The sequence below is a fragment of the Gluconobacter sp. P5H9_a genome, assembly GCF_018812085.1.
GTDB lineage: Bacteria > Pseudomonadota > Alphaproteobacteria > Acetobacterales > Acetobacteraceae > Gluconobacter.
Genome location: NZ_JACRVW010000019.1, coordinates 1 through 21172 on the forward strand (window position 1 = coordinate 1; position 21172 = coordinate 21172).

General features: G+C 59.2%; 22 protein-coding genes. 1 reads left to right on the plus strand and 21 read right to left on the minus strand.

All coding sequences use genetic code 11. The features are described 5' to 3' along the window. The coding region (locus KP708_RS13720; RefSeq protein WP_215757201.1) for an AAA family ATPase at nt 1–1743 on the plus strand (1743 nt) is incomplete at its 5' end. 41 nt (nt 1744–1784) lie between these two features. Here the strand turns inward: KP708_RS13720 and KP708_RS13725 are convergent. Genes KP708_RS13725 through KP708_RS13825 form a run of 21 tightly spaced genes read right to left on the minus strand, consistent with a single transcriptional unit; the run spans nt 1785 to nt 21168 of the window. Continuing rightward, nucleotides 1785–4034 (minus strand): type IV secretory system conjugative DNA transfer family protein, encoded by a 2250-nt coding sequence (locus tag KP708_RS13725; RefSeq protein ID WP_010504831.1) that lies wholly within the window; start codon nt 4032–4034, stop codon nt 1785–1787. Between the two features lie 2 nt (nt 4035–4036). After that, a complete protein-coding gene (locus KP708_RS13730) occupies nt 4037–4417 on the minus strand; it encodes a hypothetical protein (protein ID WP_010504828.1) in 381 nt (126 codons plus the stop codon). Nucleotides 4418–4475: 58 nt separating this feature from the next. Continuing rightward, nucleotides 4476–4847 carry a hypothetical protein gene (locus KP708_RS13735; protein WP_010504826.1) on the minus strand — a complete coding sequence of 124 codons (372 nt, stop codon included), beginning with the start codon at nt 4845–4847 and terminating at the stop codon, nt 4476–4478. Beyond that, entirely contained in the window at nt 4844–5092 is a 249-nt protein-coding gene (icmT, locus tag KP708_RS13740; RefSeq protein WP_010504824.1) for an IcmT/TraK family protein, read from the minus strand. Before icmT ends, KP708_RS13735 begins: the two co-directional genes overlap by 4 nt. After that, a complete protein-coding gene (locus KP708_RS13745; protein WP_010504822.1) occupies nt 5092–6207 on the minus strand; it encodes a type IV pilus twitching motility protein PilT in 1116 nt (371 codons plus the stop codon). The genes icmT and KP708_RS13745 overlap by 1 nt, the downstream gene beginning before the upstream one ends. Continuing rightward, a complete protein-coding gene (locus KP708_RS13750) occupies nt 6204–6566 on the minus strand; it encodes a hypothetical protein (protein ID WP_010504820.1) in 363 nt (120 codons plus the stop codon). The genes KP708_RS13745 and KP708_RS13750 overlap by 4 nt, the downstream gene beginning before the upstream one ends. Further along, nucleotides 6563–7696: a hypothetical protein gene (locus KP708_RS13755; RefSeq protein ID WP_010504818.1), complete on the minus strand. Its 1134-nt coding sequence runs from the start codon at nt 7694–7696 to the stop codon at nt 6563–6565. The genes KP708_RS13750 and KP708_RS13755 overlap by 4 nt, the downstream gene beginning before the upstream one ends. Next, nucleotides 7696–8631 carry a type IV secretion system DotC family protein gene (locus tag KP708_RS13760; RefSeq protein WP_010504816.1) on the minus strand — a complete coding sequence of 312 codons (936 nt, stop codon included), beginning with the start codon at nt 8629–8631 and terminating at the stop codon, nt 7696–7698. Before KP708_RS13760 ends, KP708_RS13755 begins: the two co-directional genes overlap by 1 nt. Further along, complete coding sequence (locus tag KP708_RS13765; RefSeq protein ID WP_010504814.1) at nt 8624–9061, minus strand: DotD/TraH family lipoprotein; 438 nt, start codon at nt 9059–9061, stop codon at nt 8624–8626. The genes KP708_RS13760 and KP708_RS13765 overlap by 8 nt, the downstream gene beginning before the upstream one ends. A gap of 5 nt (nt 9062–9066) precedes the next feature. Beyond that, on the minus strand, nt 9067–9774 hold the full coding sequence (locus KP708_RS13770) for a transglycosylase SLT domain-containing protein (protein ID WP_010504812.1): 708 nt from the start codon (nt 9772–9774) through the stop codon (nt 9067–9069). Continuing rightward, nucleotides 9771–10556: a DUF1796 family putative cysteine peptidase gene (locus KP708_RS13775; RefSeq protein ID WP_226993346.1), complete on the minus strand. Its 786-nt coding sequence runs from the start codon at nt 10554–10556 to the stop codon at nt 9771–9773. The genes KP708_RS13770 and KP708_RS13775 overlap by 4 nt, the downstream gene beginning before the upstream one ends. Beyond that, nucleotides 10553–11899 (minus strand): shufflon system plasmid conjugative transfer pilus tip adhesin PilV, encoded by a 1347-nt coding sequence (pilV, locus tag KP708_RS13780; RefSeq protein ID WP_010504808.1) that lies wholly within the window; start codon nt 11897–11899, stop codon nt 10553–10555. Before pilV ends, KP708_RS13775 begins: the two co-directional genes overlap by 4 nt. 1 nt (nt 11900) lies before the next feature. After that, nucleotides 11901–12374, minus strand: a complete 474-nt coding sequence (pilM, locus tag KP708_RS13785; protein ID WP_010504806.1) for a type IV pilus biogenesis protein PilM — start codon at nt 12372–12374, stop codon at nt 11901–11903. A gap of 6 nt (nt 12375–12380) precedes the next feature. Beyond that, the gene (locus KP708_RS13790; protein WP_010504805.1) at nt 12381–12905 is read right to left on the minus strand and encodes a type 4 pilus major pilin; all 525 of its coding nucleotides are present in this window, start codon (nt 12903–12905) and stop codon (nt 12381–12383) included. Nucleotides 12906–12942: 37 nt separating this feature from the next. Beyond that, on the minus strand, nt 12943–14073 hold the full coding sequence (locus KP708_RS13795) for a hypothetical protein (RefSeq protein WP_010504802.1): 1131 nt from the start codon (nt 14071–14073) through the stop codon (nt 12943–12945). Then, a complete protein-coding gene (locus KP708_RS13800; RefSeq protein WP_010504800.1) occupies nt 14073–15758 on the minus strand; it encodes a GspE/PulE family protein in 1686 nt (561 codons plus the stop codon). Before KP708_RS13800 ends, KP708_RS13795 begins: the two co-directional genes overlap by 1 nt. Beyond that, on the minus strand, nt 15755–16939 hold the full coding sequence (locus KP708_RS13805; RefSeq protein ID WP_010504798.1) for a type 4b pilus protein PilO2: 1185 nt from the start codon (nt 16937–16939) through the stop codon (nt 15755–15757). The genes KP708_RS13800 and KP708_RS13805 overlap by 4 nt, the downstream gene beginning before the upstream one ends. After that, nucleotides 16936–17583, minus strand: a complete 648-nt coding sequence (gene pilP / locus KP708_RS13810; protein WP_010504794.1) for a type IV pilus biogenesis protein PilP — start codon at nt 17581–17583, stop codon at nt 16936–16938. The genes KP708_RS13805 and pilP overlap by 4 nt, the downstream gene beginning before the upstream one ends. Continuing rightward, nucleotides 17580–19283, minus strand: a complete 1704-nt coding sequence (locus KP708_RS13815) for a secretin N-terminal domain-containing protein (protein WP_010504793.1) — start codon at nt 19281–19283, stop codon at nt 17580–17582. Before KP708_RS13815 ends, pilP begins: the two co-directional genes overlap by 4 nt. Next, entirely contained in the window at nt 19280–20221 is a 942-nt protein-coding gene (locus tag KP708_RS13820; protein WP_010504791.1) for a toxin co-regulated pilus biosynthesis Q family protein, read from the minus strand. The genes KP708_RS13815 and KP708_RS13820 overlap by 4 nt, the downstream gene beginning before the upstream one ends. Then, nucleotides 20218–21168 carry a TrbG/VirB9 family P-type conjugative transfer protein gene (locus tag KP708_RS13825; RefSeq protein ID WP_252347563.1) on the minus strand — a complete coding sequence of 317 codons (951 nt, stop codon included), beginning with the start codon at nt 21166–21168 and terminating at the stop codon, nt 20218–20220. The genes KP708_RS13820 and KP708_RS13825 overlap by 4 nt, the downstream gene beginning before the upstream one ends. Nucleotides 21169–21172: the final 4 nt, after the last annotated feature.

The window sequence follows — 21172 nt, forward strand, 5'->3', positions numbered from 1 at the left end:
GGTCTCGACTTCACGCGCGAGCCGGCCCACGGCGCCGCGCAGCTTGCGGCCATCAATGCGCTTGGTCAGGCGGGCGGCCTGGGCTTCCTGATCGGTGTCGCCGGCTCCGGCAAAACGACACTTCTGAAGCCTCTGGTCGACGCCTGGCAGGAGGATGGTTGTACCGTCATTGGCGCGGCCATTGCCTGGCGTCAGGCCGATGCGCTGAAGGATGCGGGCATTTCCCAAACCTACGCGATGACACCGCTTTTGGACGGCCTGGCGCAGGGAAAGATTGTCCTCGATCGCCAGTCTGTTCTTGTCCTTGATGAAGTCAGTCAGGTCTCCCCGCGTCAGCTGCTTGAGATCCTTCAGCTTCAGCAGGAAAAGGGCTTTGCCCTTCGGGTCGTGGGCGACCGGGAACAGGCCCAGGCGATCGAGGCCGGCGACGCTGTGGAACTGCTTTTGCGTGTTATGCCCAAAGAGGCGCGTCCGGAGCTGTTGAGCACGATCCGCCAGAAGTCCGCGCGTGGTCGGCAGATCGCCAGCATGTTCCGCAGTCCTGGCCGTGATCTGAGCCAGACCGAGGACGAGCAGAAGAAAGCCGATATCGCCCGGGCGCGTGAAGCCATCGACATGAAGCGCAAGGACGGCACGATCCGACTTGTGGGGGGCGACCATGACCAGGTCGTTGAGCAGATCGCTGACCTGTATCTTCGACGTCGCGACATGCTGACGCAGGCCGGGTCGGAGCGGGGCATCACCATGTCGGCGCCGACCAACGAAGACGTCATGGATCTCAGCCGTGCCGTCCGCGACCGGCTGCGCAAGCGTGGCGAGATCGGGCAGGCGGAGATCGTCAAGGCCGCCATTGATCAGCGTGGCGTCACCTATGAGCTGCCTCTCGCAGTAGGTGACAGGGTTCGATTGTTTGCGAAAACGAGTGTTCGGATGGAAACAGCCCATGGGCGTCGCTGGCGTGATCTGGGTTCGAATGGCGACTTCACGACCGTCAAGGGCTGGTCCGATGAGGGGCTGGTGTTACAAAATGCGAAGGGCCGGGAAGGGCTGGTGCCCTGGACCCGGCTGGCCGACCCGAAGACCGGACGCGTCCGTCTTGGCTTTGGTCACGCCATGACGGTCGATGCAGCCCAGGGTGTGACGTCCGATGAGCATATCAACGCCATGCCGCGTGGATCTTCGGCCATGACCGGCTTTACCTCCTATGTTGCCGAAAGCCGGCATGTTCATCGCTGCTGGACGGCCGTGTCGGAAGGATCTCTTCGTGAGGCCGAGACGTTTTCGCGGGCTCTGGGTGACATCCGGCCAGTGACGGTCAACGATCTGTATGACCGTCTGGCGTCGGACATGGGGCGTCATCCCTACAAGTCCCTGGCCGTCGATCTGGCAAAAGCGCGTCTTGCGCACGAAGAAGCCAATACGCGCTGGATCCGGCAGAACCACGTCAATGAGCGGACCCGGCAGAAGGGGCAGTCACCGGGCGGTCAGGTGCGTCGTCAGGTTGAGGAATCCCCGATCCGAGACGTGCCGCGCGCGCAGTGGGACGATGTCAGTCGCAAGCTGCGCAAGGCCGGCTATGCCGCTCAGGACGCCCTGAATGCAGCGCGGCGGGTTGAAGATCTGCAGGAACGTCGGAGGACACAGCAGGCCGAAGACCGGCTGCAGCAAGCTCGCGCGGCCGCACAGAACGAAGAGCGGGAGCGCGATCGCACGCGGGTCCGTGGCGCAGGACGAGGGATGTAGGTTCGAAGATGGAGGCGGCACGGGACATGCCGCCTCAGCTGCTATGCGAGTTCTTTGCCACGCGCATAAAGATTCAGGGCATGCGTGACTGCCTCGACGGCCGCCCGCTCATCCAGTCCAAGCGCCGTCTCGAACGTCACCAGCTCGGTCAGGAGTGCTCGGTCAAGATCCGGATGAAGTGATTCCGTCGTGCGGGGCAACTGAGCGGACGGAGGAACGAGAGTCTCAAACAGCTTTGCAAAAGGTTTGTCTTCTGCCGAAGTCTCGTCCGGAAAAAGAAGGTTCAGGAGTTCCTGGGCGTCCTGCAGTGGCGTGCCTTCCGTGTTGAGAACGACACCGAGCCGCTGATACAGATCTCCCAGAACTCCGGTCAGCGGCCGGAGATCGCCCTTTTCGATCCGATCGCGCCCTTCCTGAAGACGTTGAGCCACGTCATCTGCTTCTGTGGCCGGTTCCTCCGAGACAGGGGCTTCAAGAGCGGGAGCCGCTGAAATTGTGGGGAACACCCTGTTCACGCCCGCTGGCTTGATGCCTGCATAGAACAGTCGCGTGTAGATGCGCTTTCCTCGGAAGAGAATGATGGCCTGCCCCTGCCGAAGGTTCTGCACGTCGCTCCAGGAGATCCGCTTGACGTCCCGGATGTCTGCGCGCTGCTGGTCCGCATAGACGCCCAGAGGGTTCGAGCTGTCGAAACCGGGGAGGACGCTGACAGGCATCGTTCCACCTGACTGTTCGATCCACTCCCGGGTTGGACCAGAATCCTCGATATTTTCAAAGATCTTCAGCTTGGGATTGCCGAGAAGCGGAACGGTCAAATCCTTACCGAGCGTGGCGTAGAGGGTGCCCACTTCCTGAAACGAGATCAGCAGGGAAATGTTCAGCTCGCGACCCAACGCCATCATGGCGTCGATCCCGCGTGTCGCGAACTGACCGACTTCGTCCAGAACCAGAGGATAGGGCACCGTCGAGGACGACGCGCGATTTACGACGCGGTCCTCGTAGTCGCCCTCAATCGAGGTGCCGAGTGCCGCCGCAAGCGCGTAACGAAGCGCCGTGATGACCGCCTTGCCCAAGGCAGCGTTGGTGTCCGGGTGGTTTTCGAGCGAGGGAAGAAGAACGACGAGGATGCGCCGATTGAAGATGACGTCCCGGAAGTCCACATCACCGATATTGCACCGGAAGATATGCCCCAGCGTGGAACTCATCTGGGTAAAGGTTTTGCCGAAGCCACCCACCACATAGGAATGCTGCTCGCGAACCTTGTCCTGGTCTCCCACGCTTTTGGTGTTCGAGAAGCCACCCGTCTCTGTCACGTAGTCGCGGACCGGGTTCAGCAGGGTCCGGTCAAACTCGGGCGGCAGTTCGACTTTTCGCGTCTCGGCTGTATCTGCATCATAATAGGTGAAGATCTGATCCTGGTAGAGATCGCGCAGTTTTACGATGTCAGAGAACATCGTACGGATCGTCTCGGACATGATCGGAATACCGAGGTTGTCCCGGACCCACACGAAGACATAGGACATGCCGCGAATAAGCGCTTCGGCTCTGTCGCGGAAATGCGCGGAGTTACCCCCTCCGCCTTTCTTGTCTTCCGGAAGAAAGAGCGTGAGCAGAAGCTCCGTCATGCCCTCAGCATTGACAGAGGAAAAGGGGTTCCAGGTGTTGGTCTTTCTGTCCCCAGCCGAGACCATCATATTGATGAAGCGCAGGTCTGCCTCTCGGCCCCACCGTCTCGCCATGGCTGCAACGGAGAAGGCAAGGTTGTTTGAGGCTTTGCCGTCGACAATCGTAAACCCGCCGCCCTGTGCCAGGGCATTGCACAGAAGACTATAAATGAACTGCGTTTTGCCGGACCCGGTTGAGCCGGGCAGAATGGCATGCATCGTCATATCATTGCCGGACAGCCAGACCTGTTGGGCCGTGACTTCATCCCAGCCTATCAGCCAGTCTCCAGAAGGCTTGCCCGGGATTTCGACGCCAGGTCGTTTTGGGTCCGGCTGAGGATTGCCGTAGTCCTTTCCCTTCGCGTTGGCCGGCAAGCGAAGAGGCAACGTCACCGGCCGCGTCAGGACATAGCCGGCATAGGCGACGGCCAATGGTACGATGGCAGTTGTCAGCGCGGGAACAGTGACGGCCACGCCAGCTATTGCAACGAGCCCGATGGACGAGAACCCGGATCGCAGGATTTCCGCGATCTGGTGAGGAACGCTTCGGGTGTCGCGGAATGCCTGCCCACCCTTCTGTTCGTGAAAATCCTGCGGACCGTCTATGCGGCGTCTGATCGTCGCCATGATTATTCCAGCCCGAACGCAGTGTTGGGTACCGGGGCGGCTTCAGGCGCGGCGGGTAGGGAACGGCGTGTCGCAGATTCAGGGGCGCGGAGTAGCGGCATCTGCAAGGTGTCGGCTGTATGTGGACCACTGCTTTTCGCGGGCGACCACAGCCGGTGGCCAACGGCGGCACCGACAACAATCAGACAGACGCCAGCGATCATCGGGAGGGGGACGCGTCTGGCTCTTTGTGGCGGCCGTTCGTTAGCATTTTCTTCTGCCGGGAGGGGACGGAGACCGTCAGACGCCTCTGAAAGCACCTCGTGGTCGAGAACGATGATGGTCCGTTCCCCTTCACGACGAATAGAAACGGACTGTGTGTCAGGGGGAACAGAAATGATCATCGCGGACCTCAACAGTTAGACGCCTGTGCAGTATCTGACAGGCGTTTGTGAGTGCGGATCAGGTCGTGGCTACCTGGGCGTAGGTCGTCAGAGCTTCGAGAGTAATGCGTCCTTCAGGATCGGCGACGTTCCTGAGCACAGCGTTGAGCGCCAGAAGGGCGATCGAGAGCGGTACATGATAAAGCCCTTTAAGCGTGTAGCCCGTCACGCTCAGTGTGTCTGGCTCGAGCTTGAGGCCGAAGCCGGCTCCTTTTGTTTCAGATCTCCAGAACTCCTCAGCGAGCCGGAGCAATACCGGAAGAAACACGTTTGTCTGGGTGACACGCCATGCAGGCAAAGTGCCAACGCCTGGAATGCCCGTCTCGAAGCGGTATCCCTGCGTTTCAATCAGGGCCGTGCAGCACCGCACCAGGTCATCAAGATCGCTCATGCGTAATCACGCTTTTTCCAGGAGGGAAGACGAGGGCGAACCGGGCCACACAGGATGACCCGGAGCATACGCACGGCCACGGGAAGCGTCAGGCCGAGCCATGCCAGCACGCTGAAGAACAGGACCCCGATAATGGCGAGGATAAACGTCCATTCGCGCATGTGAGCGATCCACAGAGCAAATGGTGCAAGCGCACGGGCGTCGATAATGAGAAGGCGGACTGGGTCCGCGGTAAAGCGCCACATCAGTTTTCTTCCTTCATGGCAGCGGCGGCGACGGCTTCTGTGATTCTGCCCTGCTTCACAGCCGCAGCGATGGATTGAGCGAAAGTCTGTCCGTGCTCTTCGACAGCGGCCTGCGTGATGTTCGGCCAGCGATCCCGCGGGGCATCCAGCAGGCGGGTTCGAATGGCGCGGGTCACGGGCAGGAACTCCCGGATGGGTGTCCTCTTGCCGTCGGTCGACTTCAGCAGCCTCTGGTTCACCAGAAGACGGAGGTTCTCGACGAACGAAATTGTCAGGCTGTCCCGCTGATCAGCGGGGCAGAGCGACTGAACACGTCGGACAGTGGAAGAGCAGCTGTTCGTATGCAGAGAGCTCAGGAGGCGATGGCCAGAGATCCCGGCCTGGATCGACGCTTCCATGGTCTGGGGATCACGGCACTCGCCCACGACGATGTCGGTTGGCTCTCGACGCATGGACGCGCGGACAAATTCGGAAAAACTCCGGAGGTTCCGGGGAATCTCAAGTTGCGTGACCGCTGAGTTGCGACGTTCGACACGATCATAGAGGATCTCAAGGGGTGCTGAGGCTTCGATCAGGTTGCAGTGGATATCCGGGTCTTCAAGCCGGGCCCGGTTGATGCCGCCAATCAGTGTCGACTTCCCCGAGCCTGTGGCGCCGCAGATCAGAAAAATGCCCTGTTCTCCATGGAGCGCGTCCAGCAGTTGAGGCTCTAAGTGCTGCTCCTTCAGGGGGCGCGGGATGTCAACCAGGGGCCGGAAGGTCAGCGAAATGCCTGCATCTGCCCCGACCTGCGAGCTGACGGCATTCAGGCGAAAGGGGTATCGCCTCTTTTTGCGATCAGGCCAGATTGTATGCCCGACATCGATCGGATCGCCGTTTTTGAGGTTGGTCACTCCCGTCGCCGACCGGAAGATGTAGTTGACCGCATCCTCGACTTCCCCTGGCAGACTGGCATCGCTCGTGACTTGATGGTTTTCGCCATGAAGACGCACCATTACGGGGGTGTCTGTCTGGATTTCGATCCTCGAACATTCGGCCTCTGAGCACCAGATCAGGAACTGGTCCAGCATATTGCCCCGCAAAGGCTCGCTGTCGTGCGGCCACAACATGCTCATCGTGCCTTGTTTCCAAGACGGTTCAGCTTTTCGAACTCATGGATGACTTTCTGGTGGGTCCGGGCCAGCTCTTTGGGAAAGCCCTCGCGTTCATCTTGCCGCTCGAGCCCACCCAGGAGCGCCTCCATGTAACGCGAGATTGGCTCAAGGAGGGAAACAGGAGCCGGGGCAACGTCATACCCGTAATAGGTCTTGCGAGAGGCCGCATGTTCAAGCTGAACAAGCGTCAGTGTCATCGCACGATCGAGCTGAAGGGCTGGTACGGCATAATGCTCTGCCACCCAATCCCGGAGCGTGTAAGCCGCAATGCGCGCACGGATGAAATCAGGCATGAGGTTAAAAATTACGGAATCAGTCATGGTCTGCCGAAAGTCTTGAGAAGGCTGGAGATCTGGGGTGTCGTCAGAGGGCGTCCGGCAAGGCACTCTGCTTTCCAGTGTGCCAGTGCTGCTGCCGCTTCCGGGCAAGAGGCAATCGCCATGACATAAGGTGGGAGTCCGTCACGCGGATAGGACGCTGCGGAGAGAACGAGCCAGAGGTCGCGGTCCAGGAACTGGATGGCTGCGAAAAGCCCTGGGTTGACGACGCCGCCCTTAAGGCGTGCTTCCTGCAGTAGTGTGAGGAGTGCTGGTCGACTGAACGCATGCTGACCCGCCAACTGCAACGTGACGTTGAAATCGCTGCGGCTTATCTGTCGATCCAGCTTTCGCACGAACCGGGCGGAGACACCCTTCGAAGACGTGGGAGCGCCATTCTTCAGGGAGCCTTTGAGTTCTAACGAGAGCTCTTCCAGAACACCCTGAGCTTGATCTTTCTTCCTTTGTATAAAAAGAGAGAAGGCCACAAAGAGGCACTTTTCTGCTGGCGTGGCAGTAGTCGGGCCGTTCCACGCGTTCCCAAGCTGCCCCTTAAGGGCTTGAAATGTAGCATCTCTCAGGTCTTCAGGAGAGTTGCCTCGCACGTATCGTGCGCGCCATTCTTCAAGGTTCAGCGCAGGATCGAGTGGCGCCAATGGCACTTCAGGTGGTGAGGGGCGCACCAGCTTTAGTCCTTTGCCCAGCCATGCTGCGCCTAACGGATGGATCTCCGCGAGTGCTTTCTGCATGCCTTCTAGACCGAACCGTCTGCGGTGACGTTCCAGCGGCGCGCGGGTCAGGCAGAGGGCCGCGAGAATGACAAGCAGGACAAGAGCGGGCCAGCGGAGAACCGACCCTGTCAGCGTGCAGAGTTCCCAGAGGGTCGATGCAGAGACACGCTCAGGGATGGCGTCCCCAAGATTGACAAGGACCGCGTCGTAACGGTGCGTGAAGAGTCCAATCAGCCTCAGCTCATAGCCCTGCACGAACAGGACGGCTTCGACGATCTGGGTGTGGAACTTCAACCAGAGCAGGAATGAAAACAGAGCAATTCCGACGCAGACGCCGATCAGCAGGCTGGCAATGCGCTCGGGATCGTGGGACCGCGTGCTGGGAGCCGGGTTAACGGGCATTACTGACCTCCTTCTGAAACGTGCCAGTGCGCGCGGTTCGCATCGAGACCTGGTTGACTGCGGATGCGAAGCTCCCGGTCATCGAGACGCATCAAATCTGCTCCGCCCTGGACGTCGCGGTGCAGCTGGGAAACCTCCGGGGCTGCCACCTTTCCGGTCCTTAACAGAACCCTGTAACGTCCCATGCCCATGACATCGCGTTCCATGCGCGACAGGTCATCGAGAAAGATCTCGACCGCCTGCCTTTGTCCGGCTGCCCAGCCATAAGCCACCCCGGATCTCCAGACCTCAACCTCGTGTGGTGTGCGTGGCCGGACCGCGTCGGCTGGCGGGGAAGGGGGTGAGACAGTGCGTACAAGCCATGTGCGCCATTGCGGCACGGCCGTCACAAGCTGCGCGCGGCGAGTAATCTGATAAATCGTGCCTGTTTCACGGGCAGTCTGGCCACTTGGATCGAGAGCGACCGCCATTTGCGCCTCTGTGACCACGGGCGGCCGGATAAGGGTCTGACCGTTGCCGGCGGGGAGCACCAGAGTGCGGAAATCCACCTTTTGGTCCAGAACATGGGAATAGCGACGCAGGAGTTCATTGATCGCGTAGGACTCTGCGGCCCGTCCACCCTGAGCGCCATAGGCCCACGCCGCACTGCGCACGGCACTGTCGCGCCCATTCCCGCTTTCCTGTTTTGGGGAGTAGCCGGGACGCACGGCCATCATCGCTTCGAGCGATGAAGGCCTGTCCACGTCAGGGATATCCGGGGCTTCGGCTGCACCGGTGACAGGCGTGTCGATTGCTTCGCCCGCTTCCGGGTTGCCGTCGGGTATCTCCGGGACAGGAAGATCCTGAGGGGGCTCGGCGTGTGCAGAGGCGTTGTACGCACAGAGTGATGCCGCAAGGAGGGCTGCCCGACAGGCAGAATGCCGAGGCTTACGCATTCCAGGAAATCCTTATGACGTGGTGCGGGATATCAACCCAGATGTCGGCATGACCAGATGATGCGGCAGCCATCTCGTCCAGAAGGCGACCGAGCGTGGTCGTCTTCTGATCCACTTCTATGATCGGCGGTGAGGCGCATGGCGGGATATCGGTCTGATAGCCGACCTGTGTGGCGATCAGCCGGACGCCCTCATCGAGCGGTCCCTGCCACTGCCATCTGACAGGTCGGTTCATCTCGGCCGGAAGAACAGAGCCCGCCCGTACCAGAGGAAAACGGACGGCACCAATCCGGTCGAGTGCGGACAGAATATGATTCATGTCCTGATCGTAGGGATGCACAGGCGGCTGGGTCTGTTCGCTGCAGGCACAGAGTCCTGACAGCAGCAGAAGGGTAAGGCCGAAGGGTCGGCAGAGAGGGATTTGCCACATGCCGCCTATGATGGCGGAGACGTTTGTGAGTGCGCAGCAAGCTGCACATTTTTCCAGACCTTACGTTGATAAGCGACGTTGTACTTAGGCGTACTGGAGTTGTAATTGCCGACGCGTCTCCAGAACTCTGCCGCGTTATCAGGCGTCCGGCCGCCAAGTGCGCCCGCAAGGATCCACGCACCGATATGAATGTTCAGGCACCCATCGTTGATGATCTGGTCTTTCGAGATGCCCATGTCAGCGAGTTCGGCAAGGTGCATTGAGTTCACCTGGGCAGGTCCCATGTCGTAACTGCCGTTCGGGTTCCGGCTGATGTGGCCAACACGGCCACCTTCTGTCAGGAGAATAGCCCGGTAGAGAAGTTCAGGCAGGTGGTACTGTTTTGCGGCATGAGAGATGCATGCACCTAGCGGGCCCATGAAGCCCGGCATGGGCCGGGAGACGGGTCGCTCGCTTTGTGGCGGAGGCGTCTGTGACCGGCTTGCGTTAGCCCATGCGAGGATCCAGGCTCCGGCAGCGATATTCATGCAAGCGTTCGTGCGAACCTGTTCAGGATCAAAGCCCATACGCTGAAGGATGGGCAGCCACCTGGGATCGATCTTCATGGGACCGATACCCGGTGATGACGACTGATCTGCAACGCGCTCAATAGCGGCGACCGGAACGTTATAGGCCTGAGCGGCGAGGGCAGTGCACGGTGGAAGGGCCGTCATGGCAACGTGACCGGATCCAGATGGTACTGATAGATGAGTCTCAAGATCATGAGTTCGTCCATGATGTCTGGAAAGTAGCCAAGAGCGCTCTCGTCGGAGACCGGTCGATAGTCATAGAGACGGGAGCCGTTCCGTTCCTGCGACAGTTCCATTCCGACACTCTCGCCCTTATCCCGTTGTGGTTGCAGCTGGATTGCCAGAAGCTCGGCGTTGCTGGTCATACGGTTCAGCAGGTCAACAAGCTCGGGAAAATGCCACCCGATGGGATTGGATGGTCGCGAGATCATCACGAAGAGCTTGGCGTCTCTCGATTTCATCAACAGGCGAAAGCGCTCGATGCAGCGCTGATAATAAGTCCGGTCACCTTCCGACTGCGGGTCCTTGTGTAGAAAGATCTCCTTTAAGCCAAACCGGTCACGAAACGTTGGATGATGACGCTCTCCCTGTTCAGGCAGGAAGTCCGCAAAGTCGTTTTCGAGACAGTGACGGATCATTCCCGGAGTGGCATGGATCCAATCGAAGGGAAGGGCAAACTGGCGAAGTTCCGCCTGCTGAAGGATGGTGGCAGGAAGGCAGTGGGTTCCGAGTGCAACCGTATGCCTGACGCGTTGGCCATTGATCTCCCGGGTGCCGTAGCTTGGCATCTTAGAGGAGCGGCGGTGCCGACGGCGCTGCAAAGCCGTGCGCAGCGAGATGAGAAACTCAGGGGTCAAGTCGTAGGTTCCGGGCTTGATACCGGATCGACCCTTACGGGCCCGATCTAGGGTGCGTGCGTCGCTCATTGTGGTGCGATACAAAGATGAAGAGCAGAGAAGCCGTAGTCGCCGTACCAAAGAACGGCTGACTGCATGTCCTGCGTTCCTGCCTGGCAAGAGAAACCGCCAGTGTAGGGATTAACGACGTTGTAGTTGTTCCTGCCGTTTGTTGTCGGAGGGACGTAGTAGCCAAAGGGCGCGCGGATTACGGACTGCCATGTCCCGTTGACGCAGTTCAGCAAGCGGCCGCTCCCGTCGTTCTGCGCAGTCAGTCCTCCAGAATTGCATCCCTCGCCAGGAGCCGCAGTACCGTTCAGATGCACGAGCTTTTCGGCCGACAGAGTCGACACGTTTTCATCCGCAGCAGACCCGTCATAGTGCTGAAGATAGAACGTTCCGCCTGTACGCATGGCGATATTGTTTCCATCGCCATAGAGGTACTGGTTGCCGATTTGCAGGGAGTTGCCCTGGGGAAGGACAATCTGATTGGCGCTGAGTGTCCAGCCCACGGAGACAGAGTGATTGAAGCCTGCGTCACCGTTTGCGTTCATCCAGGCGGCTGCCGGCCCATTCATTGGTCCCGCTCCGATTGAGCCATGGGCGTAGAGGTCGTTGACGTGCGCGCCGCCAGCCCAGCCATTGGGGTATCCCGAGTTCGGATCGAGGCTGTTTGTGGCGATATTGTTGGTAAAGCGCCCGCGTACACCCAAGATGGTATTAGCGTTGGCGATATCGTTTCCACCCATGTTCAGCGTGTTGTTCATTGTCGACAACTCAGGATGGTTCGGGACGGCGTCGCGGTAGAGCGCGTCGCTGTTGTACTGGGCTCCTGCAGTCCCACTTGCCAGACCGACGAAGTGGCCTGCGCCTGGGTTGACGGGCGAGCCAGCGAGCGAGAGCCTCCAGCCGCCATTTGCTCCGATGGCTGTTTGACTGTTGACGGTTGGAAGAATGTTGTCTGCGCCGACATAACCTGCGTGACTTCCGCCAAGCGCAGCAATGCGCGTCAACGCGGAGAGGTCCAGCTGTTGCCCGTCCCGGGAAACGACGAGCGCGGAGATCTGGCCGCTGGCAGGTTGCTGCACATAGACATGCCAGGTCTGTCCATATGGGTTTTGCTGGCCGAAATTTGGAAGGAGGGGGAGTTGTCCTAATGGGAGCTCGGACGTGCTCCCTACCGCGACCTGAGAGGCGAGCTCAGTGTAGTGAGCTTCGATATAGGTCCGTGCGGCTGAAAGGAGATCCTGAAATTCTCCCGCCGTGACCGCTTGAACCGAGCGGTCCTGTCCACGCTGTATCATGAGACCAAAGCGTGGAATCATGAGAGCCGCAATAGCGGTTCCGGCAAGCAAGGCGATCAGAAGGTTCATCTTAGAATCCTGATCCTGTGAAAATGACAAAAGAGACAATGTCTCCGGCAGGGACCGTCACGGGGAGTGGACCCATGTCGCCGCCATATGGAGTTTGCCAGTTCTGTCCTGTTGAAATTCCAATCGCCCGATCTCCTTCAGCCGCTGCAAGAAGGTCATCAAGACGAGCTCCGCTCGTTTCCCACCACGTCACGATTTCAGTTCCGGACCCGGTACGAATGACCATATCCTTCATCGCGCTTGTCGCACCTTCGGTCTCGCTTGAAGGAAGAGACGAGAGAGGGATGGAGCCGGAGACAGACGGGTTCGCAGTGACATAACCCTGGACAGCCCTCTTGAATGACAGGAAGGCCGTCAGGTCGGACGCTCCGGCTGTCACCGCGCTCCTCTGCTGCGTGTTAAGGGCGCCCTGCTCCATAATGAGCCCAGTCAGAATACTGACGAAAAGGAGGCCAATGAGAAAGAAAGCGCCCACGACGACTTACTGGCCTGCGGTGTCTACGTAGCTGAACTTCACCTCACTGAGGCTTGAGCTACCCTGGTTGCAGGCTGCCGTCACCTGCGTGACCACATCGCTCCCGGTGTTGACCCAAACGCCCGTGCCATTCACCATCAGAAAATTCACGGGCTGAGACAGGGCGAACTGTGCGCATGCACTCGAAGGAATATTATTCCAGTCCTCATAGAACGTGGTGGATGAACCCGACAGCGTGACGTAAGAGCCGTTCCACGGGCCAGCGATGTAAGAGCCGTCGCCAGTTGTCATGGACTGCGGCACAATGCTTGCCCTGATTGCGTTCGAGTTGGTTACTGCTGCATAGGTCGCCGCACCACCGGCGACTGTTCCGCCGTAAACCGAGTGTGCTTGATGCCACATATCGGTGGCTTCGGTAATCGCAGTCGTTGTGCCAGTTCCGTGGTACGCGCGCATCGCATAAGTCGCTGCAGTACCAAGGCCGAACAATCCGATGATGATCGCGGCTATGATGCCAATTAGGTTAGTCATGGGGTCTCGCCTTCAGACAAAAATTCATGCGCTGGACCTAAAACTGATCCAGCGGGATGAATGTATCTGTGGCGAATGTGAGTGCGCCCGCGATGATCCACATGACTGTGAATCCTATGGTCCGAAGCCACTCGGTTCGTTGAATCGCTGCCTGCTCGATGTCATCAGCCCAGAGCTTTGAGGAGGCAAGCAGCCGATCGTATCCGTCTGTTGAGCCACCCCAGGCATTGGCGATGTCATCGATCATGTCGGGCGATGGGAACTGGAAACCGCTCTCTTCCAGGGCAACCGGAAAGAGGTAGGCATGTTGGCCCATGAGCTCAGCAAGTTTGGACAGTCGTTCACGCAGCCATGGCGAGGCAGTTTTCATCTGGTCTTCCAGAACCGACGTCTCTGGCGCACCCGCTCGCACGAGAATAATGTACGTCGAAAGCCATATGTATCCTTCGATGGCGCGGTAGGTTGACCATGGGGGGATCTTTTCGAGAGCCAGCCGCAACGGACCGGTGAGTCGTCGAAAACTCCAGAAAACCACGGCGCAGACGACGATAACTCCAGAGATGACCCAAAGAGGTCCGGTCCCTGTGACCCAGCCGGTGACGGCAAGAAGGGTCTGCTGTGACCCGGTCTGACGCTTTGAGAAGGCATGGGCGAAGGGCAGGAGGGAGGGAATAGCGAACTTTCCGATGATCCAGAACGTGCCCCCAAAAAGCCCGATAAAGGCCAGAAGCAGGAGCGCCACTTTGCGGTTTGCCTTGACGATGTTCGCTGTGCGGCGGCGTTGCTCGAGCAGATTTTCCAGGGCCTGCGCCAGGTCGCCACTGCGTTCTCCTGCGTCGATGATTGCGAACTCGTCGGCCGGGATCAGAGGCCGCATAGCCGGTGCGAGCTTTCGGGCATGCTCCGTCATCTCTTCGAGCAGGAGTTCGACGACCGTGGCAGCTGACCGTCCAACAATACCTCTCCGTCGAAGGCGGCGAGCATATTGCTCGAAGAGCCGTTCTGGTGTCGTACCGTTCTTGTCCCGAAGCCGGGGGATCATCATCTGATATAATTTTGCGCGCACGGCCCAGCCGAAGTTCAGGCGGTGACCGAATAACGAGGATAGGGTTGCATTCTCGAGGCCATACGAGCGGGGGGCCTCATGCGAAATAACTTCGAAGGGCATCAGGCTATCTCCTCTTCCCTGGCGAGAGCCGCTGCGTCCTGTGCGGCTCTTGCACGCTCCGCACGTCCGATCCTGCGATCGCGATCGACCTGTTCCCTGGACGGGATCTTGTCGACTTCGCGGATGATTGTGTACGGATCGACAAGGCCCTCAAGTGCGAGCTTGATGGCCTTTTCAACCATCGGGGTGTCTGCTTCGGGGCGGGAGCGGAAGCGGCGACGTGCAATCGCGATACCCTTGGTGATGAGATCATTCATCAGCTCCTCATCCGTCTCGACGACCTCAGCCACAGAGGTGACAGAGCCGGCCCCGGTGTATTGGCAACGTGAGCAGCCGCCTGGACGAATTTTGTATGTTGAGGATGTATCGCCCCAGGTCGCCAGAGCCTGCGCTGCCCTCTGTGGCATACGTTCGTCGTTGACGGTCCAGAGTTCCTTGCAATGCGGACAGAGAAGAGGAAGCAGTCGCTGAGCGACGACGCCACGAATAACAGAACTGTTGCAGGTCACCCGGAATGACAGCCGTTCGAAATTCATGTTTTGCAGGCGTGTTGGAAACTCGAAGGGGTCTTCGATATGCAGGGTAGAAAGGACGCCATGACCGGTTTGAGCGGCATCGAAAGTTGTCAGTGCCACCTCGGCGTCTCGGATTTCACCGATAATCAGCCGGTCCGGGTCCATACGAAGACTGTAGCGAAGATTTGCCTGAAAACGTTCACCTGCGGTCTTTGAATCCAGGGCGTTGGAGATCTCAAGCTGAACCGCCCACGGCATGGGATATTCTACTGGCTGCTCAATACCGACCAGTCGCTTCCCCGGATCGGTTCGGGCTTGCCATTTTGCAAGCTCGTAAATTGTTGTCGTCTTTCCTGAACCGGTTGGACCTGTCAGAAGAAGCACACCGGAGGGCTGTGTTGCGATGTACTTCAGGCGATCAATCTGGTCCTCGGAAAACCCATAGCTTGCGAGTTTCAGTTCACCTTCCGGCCGCCGCGGCAGTCGGAGTGTCACACCGGCTGGCAGCGCACCTGAGCCTTCACTCTTCTCTCGATACTGCAGTCGCAGTTCCATGTGCCCGCCACCGTCGTTTGCCGGATAGGCGGGGCCACGCACCAGACGCACGTTCTCCAGGCCGGTGCCGTCAAGGATCTGCCCGGTGATGCCACCATCCTGGGTTTCCAGCGGCTTGATCGTGTTGTCTTGACTGGAGCAAAGACGGTACAGCGCGACCAGCAGGGCTTCGCCCTCCGTATTATTCAGTTCGCGATAAACCATCAGGGTTTTTTTGATGCGAAACTGAATTTCGGTATGGTCTTTTCGCTTGAGAACATGCACGTCGCTAGCGCGGCACTGCGCGGCAATTTTCAGCATACCAATTGCTTGGTTTCGCGCCGTATTGGACGTCTCCTGCGGTCCCTTTTGACCTGCATAAGTCTGACGGATTTCCTCGCGACGGCGACTGATGTCGCTGAAAGGTTCCCACTCCACACGGTACAGCAAGCCTGTCCGGGCGCGATGCTCTGCCATCCATTGTTGGATCGCAACGCTATTCCGTCTGGTCTGATCGACGTAGAGGGTCTTGGTCAGGTCATCGATAGCGACGTGCTGTGCCTCTGTGGCATCCAGCGTCCCATCGTAGGACGTTGACTTTCGGGTCCGATTTTGCAGCCGGTTGAATAGGCTCACGGGGCATGGTCTCCTTCGCCAATCTGGGCAGAAACGAGATAGCTGTTCAGGTCTGATTGCTGGCCGGCCGCAGAGGACAACTGAAGTCCGGTCTTATGGCGAAGCTCAATAAACTGTAGCCCGGGAATGGCGTCCCACGAGGTTGACCGTGGATCAGTGGGCCAGATGAACTGGGCTGACGCTGCCGGTGGAGGGCCGTGCGCCTGCTTGGGATCCTGGTCTAGGACGACGGTGGTATGGATCTGTGCCTTGACGCCAGATTGTTGCAGGAGCGCAAGCAGGAGGCGCTTGCCGTCAACGGGAGCATGAGCCTGTGGTCGTGTTCTTTCAGGCTCCATGGGGAGTGTCTGTACAATCAGATCTCCTTGATCGGTGTACTTCCCTGGAGGCGCATCAGCGAGGGTTCCGCCAGCTCTTAACCAGGTGATCTCTACTCCTGTGCTGTTGCAAACCCACTCCATCTGGGCCCAGCCCGCGGCGAATAGTGGAACGGCCTTTGCCGTCTTAAGGCACGCATTGATCCAATGATCCGGCGTTACGGTTGTAACCTGCGCGTTGGCCAGCCTTTTCAGGCGGTCACTCTCGACACGCATCTGCTGGACCCTGTCTGCTGCAAGACGAATATTGTGGAGATGCCAGGTATAGAGGCTCAAGCCGATGCCAACGCCGCAAGCAACAATTCCGGCCCCTATAAAAAGACTTCGACGGGAAGACACTTCACGCAACGGGTATGATTCAGGCTCGAACTGCGCGAATTTCTCGTCGACCTGATCGATATCAAAGCGCTGTTTGCGGGCCACCAGCGACGGATCGAGGCGAGCTTCAAACGCTTCCTGCTCCGACGCGCTGATGCAGCTATCGGCGAACGGCGTTAAATTGCCTAAATGGTCGGTTGCAACAATCCAGAGCCGTCCTGGTTCAGGTTCGTATTCCGCGTAGGCATCGGGCCCGAGTGTCCGTGCCGCGGCTAACGCAGCCGGTATAAGCGATTTGCGTTTGGAGCCGTCCCGGAACGCGAAAAAACCGACGAGCGCAGGTCGTCCAGGGACAACCAGATAGTGCGTCGCGCGGATACTGCGCGCACGAGCACGCAGTTCTGAGGCGGCAGGTCGACGAGCGTACGAAATCCAGCTTGCGTCGAGGCACCACCGATGGTCACGGGTCTGAAGGTCGAGGCTCATTGCCGCGCCCCGGAGGTTCCGAGCACTGGAAAGGCTGAGGCGCCGGATACACCGGAGGCAACGGCTTGGCCAATCTGGCTTGACCCATCGTCATTGGACAATGGCACGACGTCTTTTCCGTGTCGGACGTAGACAATGTCTGCGCGGATGGCCGTTACCGTGGAACCATCTGGAAGCACGGTCCCTTTAATCGCGTCATACAGCGCTCCATCGGGCATTTTGAGAGAGGCCGTCATCCGTCCCCGGTCGGAGGCGATCATGGCTATGCGGGGCGGCAGCCAGACAGGGGGTGTTGGTGTCCGGGGTTGGACTGGGGTGGGAGCGTTCGGAGGCAGGACTGTTGGAAAGCCCGGGAGCGGGAGGCCGCCAGACGTTCGGTTTGCAGGAGAAGGCCCAGGCTCGATCTTGCCCAGAATTTTCTTTTCTGAATCTGCTATGCGGGCTCTCAGCTCAACGGCAGCGCTCTCCTGCTGCAGTTCCTGCAAGCAGTTGTTGTTCAGGTCAATCTGTTCTGCGGTCAGGACTTGCCCTGGGGCGGCACGCTGGAGATGGGTGGCGCAATCCGGGACTTCAGCGTGAGCGCTTGCCATCGTGAAGATCAGGATAGCCGCGCCACAGCAGCGAGTATGCGTTGCACGTTTCATAGGGTGTGCGCCTCTACCGTAACGATAACCTGAGTTTTCTGCGTTTGTGCGTCGCCGCCACCACCGCCTAACCAGAAGAGCGGCGAGCCAACGCCAGTGCGATCCCGAGATGAGGAATCATCGACATAGCCCGACAGCATCAGCGTGGAACCGGATCGGAGAACCACGGTATCGTCGAGTGACGTACTGGAGGTTTTAGGCTCCTGAATGGACGAACCGTTCGACTGGAAGGTCTGGATACTCAGGAGGGTTTGCAGCAAGAAGTTGATGTGGAGCAGGATCCTCTGATCCACGATCCTCGGTGTGATTTCCCCCATGAACCCACTCATCACCACTCCAGGGGAGAGGGTCGCGGAGGAGCCGGCGTTTGACGCGAGGACAGTGCTCGAATTGGCGAGATAGGTCGTATTGATCCCGTTCTGGAATGGGGCTGACATACCGTTGGTTGCCACGGCAGACCGGCTGTACATCTCCGTCACGTTTCCAAGCTCGGAAAGTGCCTGAATGGCCAGCTGCGATCCGGAAAACTGGCCTGCGGCCCCTTTGGCGGTGTCGAGGATGGACGCGCCGAATGAAAAGGGGATGTCATTCGTTTGCATGCCTGGTATCGCGGCGGGGATCATGCTGAGACCATAGACCTTGCCGTAATTCTTCAAGGCAATCTGCGGGCTGAATCCATAGTTCGTTTCATGTGTCTCTTTGAGCGTATAGACGTGCACATCGATTGCGACTTGCTGCATCAGACTCTCGGAGAGAGAGTGGATCCAGTCGGAGACTCTTGTTACCTGATCTGGATTTCCCGTGACTGAAAGCGTGCCCAGCCCTTCATCGGCGATAACCTGAGCGCCGTTTGCGATCGTGTCTGCGGTCTTCTGAAGGTTCTTCCAGCGATCGGTTTTGCTCTCGCGAGAGATGGAGGCCATGCCCGATGATGATCCACCGCCAGAGCTGCCACCAGAAGAGCCTCCGGAGCTTCCGGTAGAGCCTCCTCCGCCACCAGAGCCTCCGCCAGACCCACCGCCGGAGCTTCCTCCACCTCCGCCGCCTGTGTAGGCGGTAATCGTCGTGTTGATGTTCGTTGATCCCGGAAAGGTCGGAACAACAAATGTCTTGGTTTCGTTACGGAAGAACCGAACCTGACCGTCTTCGAACCGTTGCCAGACGCCAAACCGTGTTGCGATCGCCTGAAACAGTCCGGCACGAGTGCCGTCGTAACTGAGCCATGCACCGGGTCCGTGCCATGCTGACGCGCTTCTGCGCGTACCCGAAGAATTTGTGGCACCTGTCATGGTCGGCGGAGGAGGCAGCGCGACGCCATTGAATCCTCCATTTAATGCCGGCATTGAGAGCGCGCTATCTCCGTCCGTCTCTTCAGCGTCGGGAGCAACGCTGACGGGAATGTGCGTAATGCGGCTTGCCAGGATCGCAGCATCCCGGATTTCGACCGGACGAGCGATAAGGATGGACGCTGGAGTCTTCAGAATTCCGGGGGTCGCGTCCCGGTCCTTGAGCGCTTCCCCAAGCAGATAGGGGGCGTTGATGGATGACACGATCGGCTGTTCCGGTGGCCGGGTCGTTTCCCCAAGCCTTGCCATGCGCTGCTCTTTTTCCCGAGCATCGTTAAAGTCATTGCATCCCGCCAGGAGCGCCAGGACGCTAAGACCGGTTAGCAGGAGGAAGGCGTGTTTGGTGCGGGTCATTGCTGGATCCCCGTATTCGTAACGAGTGCGACATGATTGACTGTAAAGAGCTGGAGGCTGATTGTTTTGCCTTGAGCAGAAAGGGCGTGAATGACCTGTGACATCACACCGTCATCCCCACCGTGTCCGTCGTCATGCCGGAACGGGCCTGTGAAGCCGGTCGTCACCGGAACCATCCAGTTCATGCCTTCGGGCCAGATGACCCGCCATCCTGCCCGATCACCCCAGGCAATCATCTGATCCCGGATCGGCTGACCTTCGATAAGGGTCCAAACCTCAGCAGGTGGCTGCAAATGCACAGGGGGCGACGGTGGAGCGGCAGTGATGACTGCACGCGGCGTTGCTTCGACAGGTTGGGCGCCGACTGTCTTCGCATCGTTCGGAGCGTGAGGGGCAAGCTGTACAGGACCAGCCTGGGGCGCAGACTGGGCGACCTTGGGTTTTTCCGGCGCAGGGACAAGAATTTCCTGCGTGGGGATGTGAAGGCTCAGTGCTGCTCCCGACCTCAGACTGCAACTGCCCTTCCGCCTGAGTGCGCCATCGGCATCATGTCCGTAGAGACAGGTGGCAATAGCGTCCTCAACGTCGAGTTCAACAAGAAGATCTGTGCCAAGCGGCGAGACAGCGTACCTGACCGTTTGTGCGCCCGGGTAAGGCATACCCTGTGGAGAAAGCGCAAAGCCACGCTCACGCAGCGTATCTGTCAGCAGCGTCTGGGCGTGCGCATCGTCGGGGCCGCTGTAAGGGGCAAGGCGGACGACAGTGCGGCCTGCATCCAGGCTGTTGGCGAGGATATCAGCGATAAACACAGTGAGTGCCGACGTATCTCTGAAGTTAGCTCCGCTAACGTGAGACGTCTGGGACGGTGGAACCTCGGTGCACGCGCTCAGGAAGGCGAGCACTGACGCAGCGATAGGGGCATAGGGACGGCGCGTCATGCCTTTCCTCCATGAGAGATGCGAATTGTAGGGGAGCCGGGCTCGTTACCGATCAACAGGGCATCAGTGACCGGCAGATCAACGACGTAGGAGTCACCGACAGTGCGATACGGTTGGGTCGAAGCAGTGGATGGTGACAGCACAACCAGACGAGGAGCGCTGATAATCCCACCGGGCGGAAACTGAATGTAGGTGTGATCGCCCTCGCGGTAGATCCGCAGAGGCTTCCATGCCGGGCTGCTGCCTGTCATGTGAAAGTCGAAATCGGGCGTATTCCGCTTGGCCACGGCCTCTGGAGACGGCGGCGGCTCAGGCTGCGTCTGCGGATCGCCTGAAGCATAGCTGTAGGCAATGCTGCGCATTGACGGGCCGGTCGGGTCAAGCACGACAACATAGGCGCGTCGACTGGTCGCAAAGCGGAGGATGGACTGCGTGGCGGCTGGCTCTGGCGTGAGTGCGACGGCCCAGGCAGCGTGAATGCCGCGTGTTCCATGCACGAGATCTGTCCGCCATCCGGCTTTTGGCTCTACAGCAAGGGCCTCACTTGCGACCGTCTCACCCGGCTGAAGACGAAGAATGCAGAGGGAGCCGGGCGCGCAATGGACCCGGGCATAGCCCTCGCCGTAGGCAAACCATGTCAGCCCCGCTTTGCCTGAGAGGGCACTACTTTCGTGGGCCGGCGTAGGGGCAAGGGCGATGGGCGAGGCCGCGGTGGCTTTGGCCACCAGATCGACCGGGTGAGTGGGCGTGACAGCAAGTGCGGTTGTCTGTCGAACCGGGGTGTCGATCCTCTGATTCAGGCTCCCTAAAAAGCCGTTGATGCGATCAAGGCTTTTTTGCAGGGCCAGCTCGGGTGATGGCATCCCCGGGACATCGACTGTCACCGGGGTCTCGGTGTTAGCACCTGCACACCCGCCGAGCGCTGCAAGGCCAACGAGGGGAAGCATGAAA

Bases quoted from the DNA above. Each gene is read 5' to 3' on its own strand.
- KP708_RS13725 (WP_010504831.1), bottom strand. From the start codon at position 4,034: ATGGCGACGATCAGACGCCGCATAGACGGTCCGCAGGATTTTCACGAA.
- KP708_RS13730 (WP_010504828.1), bottom strand. From the start codon at position 4,417: ATGATCATTTCTGTTCCCCCTGACACACAGTCCGTTTCTATTCGTCGT.
- KP708_RS13735 (WP_010504826.1), bottom strand. From the start codon at position 4,847: ATGAGCGATCTTGATGACCTGGTGCGGTGCTGCACGGCCCTGATTGAA.
- icmT (WP_010504824.1), bottom strand. From the start codon at position 5,092: ATGTGGCGCTTTACCGCGGACCCAGTCCGCCTTCTCATTATCGACGCC.
- KP708_RS13745 (WP_010504822.1), bottom strand. From the start codon at position 6,207: ATGAGCATGTTGTGGCCGCACGACAGCGAGCCTTTGCGGGGCAATATG.
- KP708_RS13750 (WP_010504820.1), bottom strand. From the start codon at position 6,566: ATGACTGATTCCGTAATTTTTAACCTCATGCCTGATTTCATCCGTGCG.
- KP708_RS13755 (WP_010504818.1), bottom strand. From the start codon at position 7,696: ATGCCCGTTAACCCGGCTCCCAGCACGCGGTCCCACGATCCCGAGCGC.
- KP708_RS13760 (WP_010504816.1), bottom strand. From the start codon at position 8,631: ATGCGTAAGCCTCGGCATTCTGCCTGTCGGGCAGCCCTCCTTGCGGCA.
- KP708_RS13765 (WP_010504814.1), bottom strand. From the start codon at position 9,061: ATGTGGCAAATCCCTCTCTGCCGACCCTTCGGCCTTACCCTTCTGCTG.
- KP708_RS13770 (WP_010504812.1), bottom strand. From the start codon at position 9,774: ATGACGGCCCTTCCACCGTGCACTGCCCTCGCCGCTCAGGCCTATAAC.
- KP708_RS13775 (WP_226993346.1), bottom strand. From the start codon at position 10,556: ATGAGCGACGCACGCACCCTAGATCGGGCCCGTAAGGGTCGATCCGGT.
- pilV (WP_010504808.1), bottom strand. From the start codon at position 11,899: ATGAACCTTCTGATCGCCTTGCTTGCCGGAACCGCTATTGCGGCTCTC.
- KP708_RS13790 (WP_010504805.1), bottom strand. From the start codon at position 12,905: ATGACTAACCTAATTGGCATCATAGCCGCGATCATCATCGGATTGTTC.
- KP708_RS13795 (WP_010504802.1), bottom strand. From the start codon at position 14,073: ATGCCCTTCGAAGTTATTTCGCATGAGGCCCCCCGCTCGTATGGCCTC.
- KP708_RS13805 (WP_010504798.1), bottom strand. From the start codon at position 16,939: ATGAGCCTCGACCTTCAGACCCGTGACCATCGGTGGTGCCTCGACGCA.
- pilP (WP_010504794.1), bottom strand. From the start codon at position 17,583: ATGAAACGTGCAACGCATACTCGCTGCTGTGGCGCGGCTATCCTGATC.
- KP708_RS13815 (WP_010504793.1), bottom strand. From the start codon at position 19,283: ATGACCCGCACCAAACACGCCTTCCTCCTGCTAACCGGTCTTAGCGTC.
- KP708_RS13820 (WP_010504791.1), bottom strand. From the start codon at position 20,221: ATGACGCGCCGTCCCTATGCCCCTATCGCTGCGTCAGTGCTCGCCTTC.
- KP708_RS13825 (WP_252347563.1), bottom strand. From the start codon at position 21,168: ATGCTTCCCCTCGTTGGCCTTGCAGCGCTCGGCGGGTGTGCAGGTGCT.